11 protein-coding genes are annotated in these 13,427 nt (G+C 64.4%); 5 read left to right on the top strand and 6 right to left on the bottom strand.

The genetic code is table 11. The features are described from left to right. Window positions 1–110: 110 nt before the first annotated feature. On the bottom strand, window positions 111–1,289 hold the full coding sequence (gene fadA / locus ACRWQA_RS06850; protein WP_434227855.1) for an acetyl-CoA C-acyltransferase FadA: 1,179 nt from the start codon (window positions 1,287–1,289) through the stop codon (window positions 111–113). Window positions 1,290–1,317: 28 nt separating this feature from the next. Beyond that, a complete protein-coding gene (fadB, locus tag ACRWQA_RS06845) occupies window positions 1,318–3,495 on the bottom strand; it encodes a fatty acid oxidation complex subunit alpha FadB (RefSeq protein WP_434227857.1) in 2,178 nt (725 codons plus the stop codon). 199 nt (window positions 3,496–3,694) lie between these two features. Here fadB and ACRWQA_RS06840 point away from each other — a divergent pair, with 199 nt between their 5' ends. Further along, the gene (locus ACRWQA_RS06840) at window positions 3,695–4,972 is read left to right on the top strand and encodes a DUF5924 family protein (protein ID WP_434227859.1); all 1,278 of its coding nucleotides are present in this window, start codon (window positions 3,695–3,697) and stop codon (window positions 4,970–4,972) included. Window positions 4,973–5,076: 104 nt separating this feature from the next. Then, window positions 5,077–5,520, top strand: a complete 444-nt coding sequence (gene slyA, locus ACRWQA_RS06835) for a transcriptional regulator SlyA (protein ID WP_263580563.1) — start codon at window positions 5,077–5,079, stop codon at window positions 5,518–5,520. Between the two features lie 5 nt (window positions 5,521–5,525). Here the strand turns inward: slyA and ACRWQA_RS06830 are convergent, their stop codons facing one another. Continuing rightward, on the bottom strand, window positions 5,526–6,062 hold the full coding sequence (locus ACRWQA_RS06830) for a preprotein translocase subunit YajC (protein WP_434227861.1): 537 nt from the start codon (window positions 6,060–6,062) through the stop codon (window positions 5,526–5,528). Between the two features lie 100 nt (window positions 6,063–6,162). Between ACRWQA_RS06830 and ACRWQA_RS06825 the strand changes: the two genes are divergently transcribed. Further along, complete coding sequence (locus tag ACRWQA_RS06825; RefSeq protein WP_263580565.1) at window positions 6,163–6,615, top strand: universal stress protein; 453 nt, start codon at window positions 6,163–6,165, stop codon at window positions 6,613–6,615. 49 nt (window positions 6,616–6,664) lie between these two features. Here the strand turns inward: ACRWQA_RS06825 and ACRWQA_RS06820 are convergent, their stop codons facing one another. After that, complete coding sequence (locus ACRWQA_RS06820; protein WP_263580566.1) at window positions 6,665–8,587, bottom strand: ATP-binding cassette domain-containing protein; 1,923 nt, start codon at window positions 8,585–8,587, stop codon at window positions 6,665–6,667. A 100-nt stretch (window positions 8,588–8,687) separates the two neighbouring features. Here ACRWQA_RS06820 and ACRWQA_RS06815 point away from each other — a divergent pair, with 100 nt between their 5' ends. Further along, a complete protein-coding gene (locus ACRWQA_RS06815; RefSeq protein ID WP_434227863.1) occupies window positions 8,688–9,584 on the top strand; it encodes a TatD family hydrolase in 897 nt (298 codons plus the stop codon). Window positions 9,585–9,586: 2 nt separating this feature from the next. Next, window positions 9,587–10,063, top strand: a complete 477-nt coding sequence (locus ACRWQA_RS06810) for a hypothetical protein (RefSeq protein WP_263580568.1) — start codon at window positions 9,587–9,589, stop codon at window positions 10,061–10,063. On the opposite strand, the gene ACRWQA_RS06805 is transcribed toward ACRWQA_RS06810, so the two are convergent. Together ACRWQA_RS06805 and ACRWQA_RS06800 are read right to left on the bottom strand one after the other, a co-directional pair. Next, window positions 10,049–11,137, bottom strand: a complete 1,089-nt coding sequence (locus ACRWQA_RS06805) for an ACP S-malonyltransferase (protein ID WP_434227865.1) — start codon at window positions 11,135–11,137, stop codon at window positions 10,049–10,051. The genes ACRWQA_RS06810 and ACRWQA_RS06805 overlap by 15 nt on opposite strands. Further along, the gene (locus tag ACRWQA_RS06800) at window positions 11,134–13,350 is read right to left on the bottom strand and encodes a thiamine pyrophosphate-dependent enzyme (RefSeq protein WP_434227867.1); all 2,217 of its coding nucleotides are present in this window, start codon (window positions 13,348–13,350) and stop codon (window positions 11,134–11,136) included. The genes ACRWQA_RS06805 and ACRWQA_RS06800 overlap by 4 nt, the downstream gene beginning before the upstream one ends. Window positions 13,351–13,427 lie beyond the last annotated feature (77 nt).

Genomic DNA, 13,427 nt, shown 5'->3' with positions numbered 1-13,427 from the left:
GCAAAACATATGCATCTTATTGTTCGGCATTCCGGGCGTCAACGCATCAAACAAAAACGGCCTCGCCTGAAAAGGCGAGGCCGCTGGCCAGGCAGACGCCTGCTTCAGGCTTATTTCAAGCGCTCGAACACCGTCGCCACGCCCTGCCCCATGCCGATACACATGGTGGCGAGCCCCAGGGTGGTGTCCTGCTGCTGCATCACGTTGAGCAGCGTGGTGCAGATACGCGACCCTGAGCAGCCCAGCGGATGCCCTAGGGCAATGGCGCCACCGTTGAGGTTGACCTTCTCATCCATGGCATCCAGGAAACCGAGGTCCTTGAGTACAGGGATCGCCTGGGCGGCGAAGGCTTCGTTGAGCTCGACGGTCTGGATGTCCTCTGACGACAGCCCCGCTGTCTTTAGCGCCTTCTTGGAGGCCGGCACCGGGCCATAGCCCATGATCGAGGCATCGCAGCCCGCCACACCGGTGGAGAGGACCCTGGCGATGGGCTCGAGCCCCAGCGCCTGGGCACGCTCGTAGCTCATGATCGCCATGGCCGAGGCGCCCACCGAAAGCGCCGAGGAGGTACCGGCCGATACCGTGCCACCGCGCGGGTCGAACACCGGCTTGAGCTTGGCCATGTCCTCGAGGCTGGCATCGGCGCGGATCACCTCGTCACGGTCGACCCGAACCCGGAAACCGTTGGCGTCGTGCCCCTCGACGCCGACGATTTCGTTGTCGAAGCGACCGCCATCCAGCGCTGCCTGGGCACGCTGGTGTGAACGCACGCCGAATTTGTCCTGCTCCTCACGGGTAACACCGTGCATCTTGCCCAGCAGTTCGGCAGTCAGCCCCATCATCATGGCAGCCTTGGCGGCGTACTTGCTGGCCGCCGGGTTGACGTCGACACCATGGGCCATGGGCACGTGCTCCATGTGCTCGACGCCGCCGATAATATAGAAATCGCCCATGCCGGCCTTGATGTTGGCCGCAGCGATGTGCAGCGCGGTCATGGAGGAACCACACAGGCGGTTGACCGTCTGGGCCGGCACCGTACGCGGTATGCCGGTCATGATCGCCGCGTTGCGAGCGATGTTCATCGACTGCTCGAGTGTCTGGTTGACACAGCCCCAGATCACATCGTCGACTTCGGCCGGGTCGAGTCCCGCATTGCGATCGAACAGGGCCTGCATCACCGCGGCGGAGAGGTTCTCGGCCCGCACGTTACGGAACGCACCATTCTTGGCCTTGGCCATGGCGGTGCGGACGCCGTCGACCACCACGATGTCTCTCGGATTCAAACTCATATTCACTAACCTCCTGATCGTGGTGGATTCAGCTCTGGGCCTGGGTGGAATAGAAACGCTCGCCGGAGTCAGCCATTCGGCGCAGCTTGTCGGTGGGCGCGTAGAGCGGCCCCAGCTCCTGGGCAAGGCCTTCGGCCAGCTCGACGAACTCGGCCACGCCCATGGCATCGATATAGCGCAGCGCACCACCACGGAATGGCGGGAAGCCGATGCCGTAGATCAGCGCCATGTCGGCCTCGGCCGGGGTGTCGACGATGCCGTCTTCCAGGCAGCGAACGGTCTCGAGGCACAGCGGTACCATCATGCGTGCGACGATGTCTTCGTCGGAGAATTCCTTCTCCTGCTTGACGATCTGCTTGACCAGCTCATAGGCGTTGGCGTCGCTGACCTTCTTCGGCTTGCCTTTGCGGTCTTCCTCGTAGGCATAGAAGCCCTTGTCGTTCTTCTGGCCCAGACGTTCGTTCTCGTACATGACCTGGATGGCAGTCTTGCCGTCACGTGCCATGCGGTCGGGAAAGCCCTCGGCCATCACTTCGTTGGCGTGCACGGCGGTATCCATGCCCACCACATCGAGCAGGTAGGCGGGCCCCATGGGCCAGCCGAACTTCTCCATCACCTTGTCGACACGCTGGAAGTCGGCCCCTTGCTCGACCAGCAGACTGAAGCCGCCGAAATAAGGGAACAGCACGCGGTTGACCAGGAAACCGGGGCAATCGTTGACCACGATGGGTGTCTTGCCCATGGCGCGAGCGTAGGCCACGGTAGCCGCCACGGCGGCGTCGCCGGTCTTCTCGCCGCGAATGACCTCGACCAGCGGCATGCGATGCACCGGGTTGAAGAAGTGCATGCCGCAGAAATTCTCCGGGCGCTTGAGGTTCTGCGCCAGGCGCGTGATCGAGATGGTCGAGGTGTTGGAGGTGAGGATGGTATCCTCGCCCACCTGGCCTTCCACTTCGGTCAGCACCGCATCCTTGACCTTGGGGTTCTCGACCACCGCCTCGACCACGAGGTCGACATGACCGAAGTCGCCGTAGGAGAGCGTCGGCCGAATATGGGTCAGTTTCTCTGCCATCTGCTCGGTGGTGAGCTTGCCGCGCTCCACCTGCTTGGCGAACAGCTTGCGCGACTCCTTGAGGCCCAGTTCGATGGCCTCCTCCTTGATGTCCTTCATCAGGATCGGGGTACCCTTGGAGGCGCTCTGGTAGGCGATGCCGCCGCCCATGATGCCGGCCCCCAGCACCGCGGTCTGCTTCACCGCCTTGGCCTGTTTCTCGTACTTTCCAGCCTTCTTCTTGACCACTTGGTCATTGAGGAACAGCCCCACCAGGTTGTAGCAGACGTCGGTCAGCGCCAGCTTGGCGAAGGCCTTGGCCTCGATGGCCTGGGCGCGTGCGCGCTCCTCGCCGGCGCCTTTCTGGATCACCTTGATCGCCTCGATCGGCGCCGGGTAGTGTGGCCCTGCCTTGCCGGCCACGTAGCCCTTGGCAGTCTCGAAGGCCATCATCTGCTCGATGGCGTTGAGCTTGAGCGGGCCGGTCTTCTCGGCGCGGCGCGCCTGGTAATCGAGCTCACCTGCATTGGCCCGCGCCAGGATGTCCAGTGCCGCCTCCTCGAGTTGCTCGCTCGGCACCACGGCGTCCACGGCGCCCACCTTGAGAGCCGCGTCGGCGCGGTTCTCGCCGCCGCCGGCGATCCACTCCACGGCGTTGTCGGCACCGATCATACGCGGCAGGCGCACGCAGCCACCCCAGCCCGGCAGGATGCCGAGCTTGGTCTCGGGCAGGCCGATCTTGGCCTTCTCACTCATGACCCGGAAGTCAGTGGCAAGTGTCACCTCACAGCCGCCACCCAGCGCCAGACCGTTGATCGCCGTCACCGTGGGGAACGGCAGGTCCTCGATGGCATTGAAGATCTCGTGCACCTTGAGGTTCATCTCGACGAGGTACTCTTCGCCCTTCTCGAAGATGCCGTGGAATTCGGTGATGTCGGCACCGACGATGAATACGTCCTTGGCGCTGCCGACCACCAGCCCCGTGAGGCCGTCCTCGGCGCGAATTGCCTGGACGGCTTCGTCGAGTTCGGCGACCACGGCACTGGATAGCTTGTTGATGGACTCATCCTTCAGGTCGAAAGTGAGCATGGCGACATCGTCGCCCCCGTTCTTGGTACCGCGGGCCACCGTGATGGCGTTGCCTTGATAGATCATCCACGAATCTCCACACAAGAGGTTGGCGTTGGAGGAGTGCCAGTTTCATACGGCCGTTTGATTCCTCGAAGCTTGGTGCACTACAGCCGACACGTCAAGCCCTGGATTCATCACCCATGGCCCAGCATGCGGTGTATCGATGCACCGACAGTACGAATGGCTGATAGGATAGACCCAATGTCTCTCCAAGGTGTCGTCCATGAGCCTGCCCGATACGGTGCCCTCTCCGCCACCGGCCTCCCCTTCGCCCCGGATGCAACGTTTCCAGCAACGCCTCGAACGATTCGTCGAGCAAGTCCGCCCGTGGAGCTGGCTCTGGCCGCCTCTCGCCTTTGCCGCCGGGGTTGGCAGCTTCTTCCTGGTGGAACGCCAACAGTGGCTGGGAGCGGTGCTGGCCTTGAGCATGCTGCTGGCCTGGGCCCTGCTCCTCTCCGAGAGCCTGATCGGGCGCCTGCTCGCACGCCGCGGCCACCCCAGCCTGCCCCGGGGCGTCACCACCTTCATCGCTCAGATGGTGCACCAGGAGACCCTGTTCTTCTGTCTTCCCTTCGTGCTCGCGACGACCGTCTGGGCCAGCGGTCAGGGCCTGTTTGCCCTGCTGGTGCTCGGCATGGCCGTGTTTTCGATACTCGACCCTTTCTACTACAAGCTGGCCGAGCGAGCCCGCTGGCTCTACTTCGCCTTCCATGCCCAGTGCGTCTTCCTGGTCGTACTGGTGATCATGCCGCTCATGCTTCAACTGACTACGGGCCAGAGCCTCAGGCTGGCCCTGGCGTGCATGTTGGTATTCAGCCTGCCAAGCCTGCTGCAGCTCTTGCGGCCAATGACTATCCGACGCTGGACCATCGTGCTGGTCACGCTACCGCTATTGACGCTACTGGCCTGGACCGGGCGCGCCTGGGTGCCCCCAGCCAACCTCTGGATATCGGCCAGCGCCCTGTCGCCGGCCTTCGATGTTGCGAAGCGAAGCCCCGAAGGCAGCGCCCTGCTGACACCCGATACCCTTGGCAGCCAGGGGCTCTATGCCTACACGGCCATTCGCGCGCCACGTGGCCTGCGCGAAGAGGTCGTACATGAATGGCGACACGAAGGTGAACTGGTCGACCGCATTCCGCTGACCATTCACGGAGGGCGCCAGGAGGGCTATCGGGCCTGGACTCACAAGTTGAACTTTCCCACGGACCCTGCCGGCCGGTGGCGCATCGATGTCATGACGGACAGCGGGCAGCGCATCGGCGTGCTGCGCTTTCAGGTAGCGCAGGATGCGTCGACGGCTACCCTGGCCGATGGCCGTGCCTCCCCACCGCCGGGGCTGCCCGGTCTCGACCTGCGACGTCTTGTCCCGGGGAATCGCTCCAGCCAGAGCGAACAGCCCGATACGCTGGATACGCCAGCAGAATCTGCCCCTCACCCTTTAGAAGGCAGCGAATCCGACGCTCATGAAGCGGAGGCGCCGAGAACAGACACATCCTCGTAGCGGCTCCTCGATAGCACCTGTCACATGCCGCCATTCGCTTTGAGTTGCATTACACGCAAGGGGTCCGGACAATTCGACAAATTCAACGATGTAAGCGGAGTCCCATGCATCAGAACATCGGCTTCCGACTGTCCCGCCTGCCTCGCCTGTGGCGCGCCATCATCGATCGGCGTCTCGCTCCTCTGGGCCTGACGCAGACGCGCTGGATCACGCTCTACCACCTCTGGCGACTCGGCGACGGACAGCCACAGTGCGACCTGGCACGGGCAATCGGCGTGGAGGCACCTTCCCTGGTACGCACGCTCGACCAGCTCTCTGAGCAGGGGCTGATCGAGCGCTGCCCTTGCGAACAAGACCGGCGCACGAAGCGCGTGTTCCTGACCCCGGCTGCCACGCCATTGCTCGAGCAGATCGATGAGGTGGTTACCCAGGCCAGGCGTGAAATGCTGGCCGGCTTGAGCGAAGAAGACGTGCAACGTCTCGATGCCCTGCTGGAGCATATCGAGAACAACGGCCTGGCGATCCAGGCCAAGGAGAGCGACGGCTGAACGCCTCAGTCGTGCGATGTCTCTTGTCCGAAGGCAGGCCTGGCCCCGCCATGATCGGCACGGCCGGCCAGAGCATCGCGCAATTGACGGAAATCGTCGAGGTAAGTGAGAAAGCGCTCCGCCGTCTGCGATTCCCACCACCACAGGGTAATAGCCGATTCGCTGGACTCGATGACCAGCGCATCCTGCGGCAAGCGTGTCAACAACGCCTCGAGCGGCTCTTGCGCCGCTTGGGGCAGGGGCCGGAGCGGCTCGATCCGCCAACGCCAGTCGGCCACGCTGGGCTTCAATACATCGCTGGCCTCACTGCCGCGCACCAGCAGAAAGCGCGGCCCGGGGGCAACGGCAGGATAGCTCCAGCGGTAGCCTGGCATGGCGGTCTCGATGCCGTGCAATGGCGGCTTTTCCAGTACGACCTTGACCCCCGCCTTGGCCGCTGCATTGCGCAGGGGTACGATGCGGCGTTGCCGAGGGCTGGGCTTGAGCCACATCACCGGTGAAATCACCAGCAGCAGGGCCGCAAGAATGACTAGCCAGACCATCCGGATTCTCCTGATTCTTGACGCAAGTCGTTGTCTTGATTCATCAGCCGTCCTAGAGTGAAGGCATACCGATCACATGCCGTTACGCAGGAGCCCTGCCATGAGCAATGAATATCGCCATATCCTGGTCGCCGTCGATCTGACCAAGGACTCTCACAAGGTGCTCGAGCGCGCCCTGCAGATCGCCGAGCGCAACCAGGCCAAGCTGTCGATCATGCATACCCTCGAGCCGCTCGGCTTCGCCTACGGCGGCGACATTCCCATGGATCTCACCAGTATTCAGGACCAGCTCGACGAGCATGCCAAACAGCGCCTGTCCGAGATTGCCGATCCTCACGTGGCCAAGGAGAACCAGCATGTGCTGGTCGGTATGCCGGATACCGAGATCCACCGCTTCGCCCAGGAAAACAACGTCGACCTGATCGTGGTTGGCTCCCATGGCCGGCACGGCTTCGCCCTGCTGCTCGGCTCCACCTCCACCGGCGTGCTGCATGGCGCTCAGTGCGATGTGCTGGCCGTGCGAGTGGGCAAGAAGGGTGAAACCGCAGAATAACCACCGACCTCTACGGCGCCTAGGCGCCCACTCGGGCGCCTGGCACCATCTACTCCCCTCCGGCCATGGCTTCCAACTCCATCCACCGCTCCATGGCGGCGTCGAGCTCAGCCTGCTTGTCGCCCATGGCCTGCAGTGTCTCGGACACCACTCCCGCTTCCTGCTGGTAGAAGGAGGGATCGCCGACCCGAGCCTCGAACTCGGCCACTTCGGCTTCCAGCCTTTCGATTACGGCCGGTAGCGCATCGAGCTCACGTTGCAGTTTATAGGAGAGCTTGGCGGGCTTTCTCGCCGTCGACGCTACCGATGACGCTAACTTGACTGGTGCTTCAGGCTTGGCGGTCGGCTCCACCTGCTGGCGCGCCGCCCCTTCCCATGGAGCAGGCGGCAAGGTGCCCCCCTGCCGTACCCAGTCGGTATAGCCGCCCACGTACTCGCGCACCACGCCATCGCCCTCGAAGGCCAGCACGCCGGTTACCACGTTGTCCATGAAGGCACGATCGTGGGAGACCAGCAGCAGGGTACCGTCGAAGTCGAGCAGCAGTTCCTCGAGCAGTTCGAGCGTCTCGACATCGAGGTCGTTGGTCGGCTCGTCGAGCACCAGCACGTTGGCCGGCTGGGTAAACAGCCGCGCCAGCAGCAGACGGTTGGACTCGCCGCCGGAGAGCGCCTTGACCGGCTGGCGCGCCCGCTCGGGGGTGAACAGGAAGTCCTGCAGATAGCTGATGACGTGCTTGTCCTTGCCCCCCACGGTGACCCTGTCGCTGCCCTGGGCGACGTTGTCGTAGACGCTCTTCTCAGGCTCCAGCCCGGCCCGCAGCTGATCGAAGTAGGCCACCTTGATATTGGTGCCCAAACGCACCGAGCCTTCGCTGGGCTCGAGCTCGCCGAGCAGGATCTTGAGTAGCGTGGTCTTGCCGGCGCCGTTGCGCCCGATGAGGCCGATGCGGTCGCCGCGCTGGATCTCGAGGTCAAGGTCGCGAATGATGGTTTCGTTACCGAAGCGATGGGTCACGCCGACGAGCTCGACCACCCGCTTGCCGCTGCGCTCTCCCCTGTCGACGCCGAAGCTCGCCCGCCCCTGCACCTCGCGCCGCTGGCTACGCTCGCGACGCAATTGCTCCAACGCCCGCACACGGCCTTCGTTGCGGGTACGCCGCGCCTTGATCCCCTGGCGAATCCAGGCTTCCTCCTGGGCGAGCTTCTTGTCGAATTCGGCGTTCTCTCGCGCCTCGATTTCCAGTTCGTGCGTCTTCTGCTGCTGATACGCGGCGTAATCGCCCGGATAGCGTCCCAGCCGTCCACGGTCGAGCTCGAGAATCGCCGTCGCCAGCTTCGACAGGAAGGCTCGGTCGTGGGTGATGAACAGCACCGCACCGTTGAAATCGAGCAGTTGCTCCTCGAGCCAGGCAATGGTGTCCAGATCGAGATGGTTGGTGGGCTCGTCGAGCAACAGCAGATCGGGATCGGCAACCAGCGCCCGAGCCAGCGCCACGCGCCGGCGCCAGCCGCCCGAGAGCGAGCTCATCAGGTCGTCGGCAGGCAGCCCGAGGCGCGTCAACACCACGTCGATGCGCTGTTCGAATGACCAGCCGTCGATGGCCTCGAGGCGGCTCTGCAGGGTCGCCATGCGTTTCATGTCGGGCTCGGCAGACTGCACCAGGTGATGATACTCGGCCAATAGCTCCCCGGCCTGAGGCAGTCCCTGGGCCACCACGTCGAAGATGGTCTCGCCCGTGGCGGAAGGCAGGTCCTGCTCCAGCACGCCGATCTTCAACCCCGGGGCGCGCCAGATGCTGCCGTCGTCGGGCAGGATTTCGCCCGCCACCAGCTTGAGCAGGGTCGACTTGCCGGTGCCGTTGCGTCCGACCAGCGCCAGGCGCTCCCCCTTCTCCAGTACCAGATCGGCACCATCGAGCAGCACATGGGTACCGTAGGCCAGTTGCAAGCTTTCCAGACGTAGCAGGGTCACACGCTCACCTCTTCATTCATCGAGGCGGCTAGTGTAACGCATGGCTGGCCCGCCGTGGCTTTGGTTACAATGCCTCGTGTACCAGCAAAGGAGCGCACCCTTGGTCGACCCCGACGCCAACTTCGACGAGTTCCTGCCCGAGGCGCTGCGCTTTCGCGCACCCGCCCCGCTGGTGGACATCGGCGCCAACCTGACTCACGACAGCTTCGCACGCGATCTCGAAGCGGTGCTGCGCCGGGCGCGGGCAGCCAATGTCACGACCTTGATCGTGACCGGCACCGATCTCGCCCATGCCGAGCAGGCCGCGACACTCGCTCAGCGCTTCCCGGGCCTGCACGCCACCGCTGGCGTACATCCTCACGATGCCAGCCGCTGGGACGCCCCGCTGGCCGCGGCCATGCGTGAACTCCATCATCGCCCCGAAGTGGTGGCGGTGGGTGAATGCGGCCTTGATTTCAACCGCAACTTCTCCACGCCGACGGAGCAGGAACGGGCCTTCGAGGCCCAGTTGAGCCTGGCGGCGGAGAGCGGCAAACCGCTGTTCATCCATGAACGCGACGCCGGCCAGCGCATGCGCGAGATGCTGCATGCCTGGCGTGACGATATCAGCGATGCGGTGATCCACTGCTTTACGGCCGACCGTGATACTCTCCACGGCTATCTCGACCTCGATCTGCACATTGGCTTGACGGGATGGATCTGCGACGAGCGCCGCGGCCATCACCTGCGCGAGCTGGTAAAGGATATCCCCCTCGAGCGGCTGATGGTGGAAACCGACTGCCCTTACCTGCTGCCGCGCGATTTACCTGCCAAACTCAAGGGCAGGCGCAACGAGCCATCGCTGCTGCCGTGGATCGTGCGCGAAATCGCTCACTGGCGAAGTGTCGACGAAGCGGAACTCGCTCGAGCCACTAGCCACACCGCCCACGCCTTCTTTCGCCTACTCAGTGACGAGGGCTCGATTGATACTGGCCATGCCCAGCAGGAGGAGTTTTGAAGATGGCTGACATACCCGGATTCATCGCCGTCGAGACAGGCGATGACAGCGATCTCCCCCTGGCCATTGCCTGGGTGCTGCCCGACGGGCGCATCAAGCATACGCTGATCCAACCCGATGACGACTGGCTCGACGACGAATTCAATGAGCTCAATGGCTATAGCCTGGAAGAGCTGCACAGCTTCGGCGCGAGTCCCCTGGACGTGATCAGGGAGTTGGAAAACGACCATTTCAGCGCCACGCTGTTCACTGCCGGTATCAGCGGAGACGAAGCTGCGCTGGCACGAATATTCGATACCTACGGCATCGACCCCTTTGTCGAACTGGCGCCGGCCGATAGCCTCTACCCCGGCCTCTCGGCCGGCGAGTGGAGTCGTGCCCGCAATGAGCTGTTCAGCGAAATGGGGCTTGAGCCGCTACGGCCCGAGCACGAGGTCGAGGTGATGTTGCGCCTGCATGAGCGCCTAGGAGAAGCGTGACTCCTGGCATGCCAGCAGCCACTCACGTTGCTCGGGAATGCCCATGCAGATCAAGCGAGGCTCCTCGGCCTGAAGACGCTGGAAAGCAGCCTTGTCGTCCAGCCCCCTCCAGCCGAGTTGAATCAACGCCTGCGCCGTAGCGCCGCCCAAGGTCGCGCCAGGACCGGGGATCACGATGCGATCCGGCGCGAATTCGCGTATACCGACTCTCACCGCTGCGGTGAAGTCGTAGGGGGCCACCAACTGTTCGCCTAGTGTGTAGTCCCATAGCTGCTCGGGATCGCTGCTCCAGGGTGTCCAGACATGACCTCGCCCGTCGATCATCGGCACCTCGGGTGCGCGCAGCGGCAGGCTCGCCAGCTCACGGCGCGCTTCACGCCTTACCCCCTCCTGCAGCGGCGTGTGGAAAGCGGCGTGCTGATGCAACCGCAGCGGAAAGCGCTCGCGCGGCGGCAACGCCTCGATCAGACGCGCCAGCCCCGCCTCGTTGCCACCGAAGACCAGCATGCCGCCCAGGTCGATCGAAAGGTACAGCTCGGTACCCTCCCGGCCGTGAATGCCCTCGATCAGCCCCAGCAGCTCCCGACGCAGCGCCCAGTCGGGCCGCCACGCCTCGTCGACCCAGGGATAGATGACCTGCCCGCCAGCCAGGGTCTCCTGCATGCGCAAGCCCATGGTACCGATCAGGTGGAGCGCCTCGTCCGGCCCCAGGGCGCCGGCCGCTGCTAGGGCGATGTACCAGCCCATGGAGTTGCCGGTCACCGCCACCACCTCATATCGCTCGCGATCGATGGCCAGCAGGTCTGCCCAGGCGCAGGCGTAGATCAGCGGCGAGGCGTGTTCGCCTCGTCCGTGCAGGCTCTGGCGGAAAGCCGTCTCGCCATCCAGCTCGGAGAGCGTAGGCATGCCGGCCTCGCGGCGCATGGCATCGAAGCGTTTCAGCCAGTCGCTACCGCCCGCCAGGCGATTCAGCGTACCCCACTCGGCGGCATTGTAGGTGCCACGGCCGGGGCAGACGACCAGGAGGCGTTCGCGAGCCGTCGGGGATCGGAAATCGTTGCGGGGCTCACTCATGCTTCACTGCTCCTTGCCGCTGTCTTCCCCAATGACGGGCGCCCTTTTTCTTTTCGGCCCACCAAACCACGCGCCTGCTCGACGATACCGGCCACTGAAGGCAACGTAACGGTTGCCGCCCGCCCCAGCGGAATGAAGCTGTCCTCGGCGGTCAACCGGTGCAGCCTGTCACTGGGCATACCGCGCTCCACCAGAGCGGTGATCAGCTCTTCGCTCAGCGAGCCACTGCGCCGGCACTCGTCGACGACCAATACCTGAGCGCAGTCAGCGACCAGGCGATGCACGGCGTCATGGTCGATGGCGGTCAGCCAGCGCAGATCTACGATGCGCAGCGCCACGCCTTCGGCTTCCAGCTTTGCTGCGGCCTGACGCGACAGATGAACACCGTTGCCGTAGGTGACGATAGCGAGATCACGTCCCTCCCCCCACTGGCCAAGCTCGCCCATGGCCAGGCAATGTTCCGGCCCCGGGTCGGCAAAGCACCACTGCTGGTCGCCCTCCTCGAGCAGGTCGCGGGTGTGGTAGAGCGCGATCGGCTCGATCACCACAACTACCCGCTGCTCCTCGTCGGCCAGCCGCACGGCCTCTTGCAGCAAGCCCACAGCGTCGGCGGCATTCGATGGGCAGGCCACCAGCAATCCGGGAATGTCACGCAGCACGGCAAGAGCGTTGTCGTTGTGAAAGTGCCCGCCGAAGCCTTTCTGGTAACCGAGCCCGGCGATACGCACCACCATGGGATTGGTGTACTGGCCGTTGGAGAAGAAGCTGAGCGTGGCCGCCTCGCCACGCAGTTGATCCTCGGCGTTGTGCAGGTAGGCAAGGAACTGGATCTCCAGAATCGGTACCAGGCCGTTCTGCCCCATCCCGATGCCCAGTCCGAGAATGCTCTGCTCGTCGAGCAGAGTGTCGATCACCCGGTGCGGGCCGAACTGGGCCTGCAGGCGCTGGGTAACACCGTAGACGCCGCCCTTGCGGCCTATGTCCTCCCCGGCCATCACCAAATGTGGATAGCGCGTCATCAGGCGCGTCAGCGCCTGGTTGAGCAGCTTGGCCATGGGCGCCGGTGTCGAGTCGACTTCGTCCTGCCAGGGACGTGCACGGCCCGGCCTGGACGGCGGCACGATGCTCGCCATGACCTGTCCGGCCGTTTCGAGCTTGGGTCGCCGTATCGCCTCCTCGGCGACGTACGCCACGCGCTCGGCGACCGAGCGATAAAGTCGCTCGATGGCCACGGCATCGAGCACGCCGTGATGCTGCAGCAGCCCGGCCGTGACCAGCAGCGGGTCGCGCGCCTCGTCGGCCTTGATCCGCGCCGGCGCCAGATAGGCCTGCTGGGCATCCGAACCGGCATGCCCGTATAGCCTTACGCAGCGCATGTGCAAAAAGACCGGCTGCTTGCGACACCGGGCGATGCGCTCTGCTTCGCAGGCGGCGCGCCAGGTATCGAGCAGATCGAGGCCATCGCAGGCGAGGTAGTGAAAGCCGGGGCGCGAGCGCATGCTGGCCTCGATCCAGCCGTTCGGCGTGGGCGTGGAGATGCCGATGCCATTGTCCTCGCACACCATCACCAGCGGCATCGGTGCGCCCTGGTAGGCCGCCCAGCCGGCAGCGTTGAGCGCCCCCTGAGCGGTGGAGTGGTTGAACGAGGCATCGCCGAAGCTGCAGACCACCACGCTGTCGGCAGGCCATTCGCCACCGCCGCCGAGTCGCCGCCACAGGCCGAGGCTGTAGCTCGCCCCCATGGCCTTGGGCAGGTGCGAGGCGATGGTGCTGGTCTGGGGCGGAATGTGCAGCGCCTTGGAACCCAGCACCTTGTGCCGGCCACCGGAGATGGGGTCGTCCGCCGAGGCGGCAAAGCTCAATAGCAGGTCCCACAGCGGCGTTTGTCCCGGTACACCGCGGCTGCGCTGGAGCAGGAAGGCCGCGTCGCGGTAGTGCAGGAAAGCGGGATCGGTAGGACGAAAAGCCCGTGCGATGGCGGCATTGCCCTCGTGGCCGGCACTACCAATGGTATAGAAGGCCTCGCCGCGCGCCTGTAGACGCCGCGCATGCAGGTCCAAGTGACGGCTCATCAACTGGGTTTCGAACAGCTCGGCGAGGCCGGATGCAGAGAGCCCGACCTCGTCGAGCTGCCACGCTCGCTCTGGCACGGGCCAGTCACCGCTGCGTAGCGCAGCGAAGAAACGCTGCTCCTGGGGTAATGGTTCGAGCACGATGCAGGCTCCCGACGGCAGCATGAAGGATGACTTACAGCCTAGCGCGCCTGCGTGACAAAGAGATAATATCGATA

It is taken from the genome of Billgrantia sp. C5P2 (assembly GCF_051062895.2).
This window is presented reverse-complemented; position numbering and strand designations above follow the sequence as displayed.

Coding starts and splice junctions, on each gene's coding strand:
- fadB (WP_434227857.1), bottom strand. CDS start 3,495: ATGATCTATCAAGGCAACGCCATCACGGTGGCCCGCGGTACCAAGAAC.
- fadA (WP_434227855.1), bottom strand. CDS start 1,289: ATGAGTTTGAATCCGAGAGACATCGTGGTGGTCGACGGCGTCCGCACC.
- ACRWQA_RS06830 (WP_434227861.1), bottom strand. CDS start 6,062: ATGGTCTGGCTAGTCATTCTTGCGGCCCTGCTGCTGGTGATTTCACCG.
- ACRWQA_RS06805 (WP_434227865.1), bottom strand. CDS start 11,137: ATGAGTGAGCCCCGCAACGATTTCCGATCCCCGACGGCTCGCGAACGC.
- slyA (WP_263580563.1), top strand. CDS start 5,077: ATGCATCAGAACATCGGCTTCCGACTGTCCCGCCTGCCTCGCCTGTGG.
- ACRWQA_RS06825 (WP_263580565.1), top strand. CDS start 6,163: ATGAGCAATGAATATCGCCATATCCTGGTCGCCGTCGATCTGACCAAG.
- ACRWQA_RS06810 (WP_263580568.1), top strand. CDS start 9,587: ATGGCTGACATACCCGGATTCATCGCCGTCGAGACAGGCGATGACAGC.
- ACRWQA_RS06840 (WP_434227859.1), top strand. CDS start 3,695: ATGAGCCTGCCCGATACGGTGCCCTCTCCGCCACCGGCCTCCCCTTCG.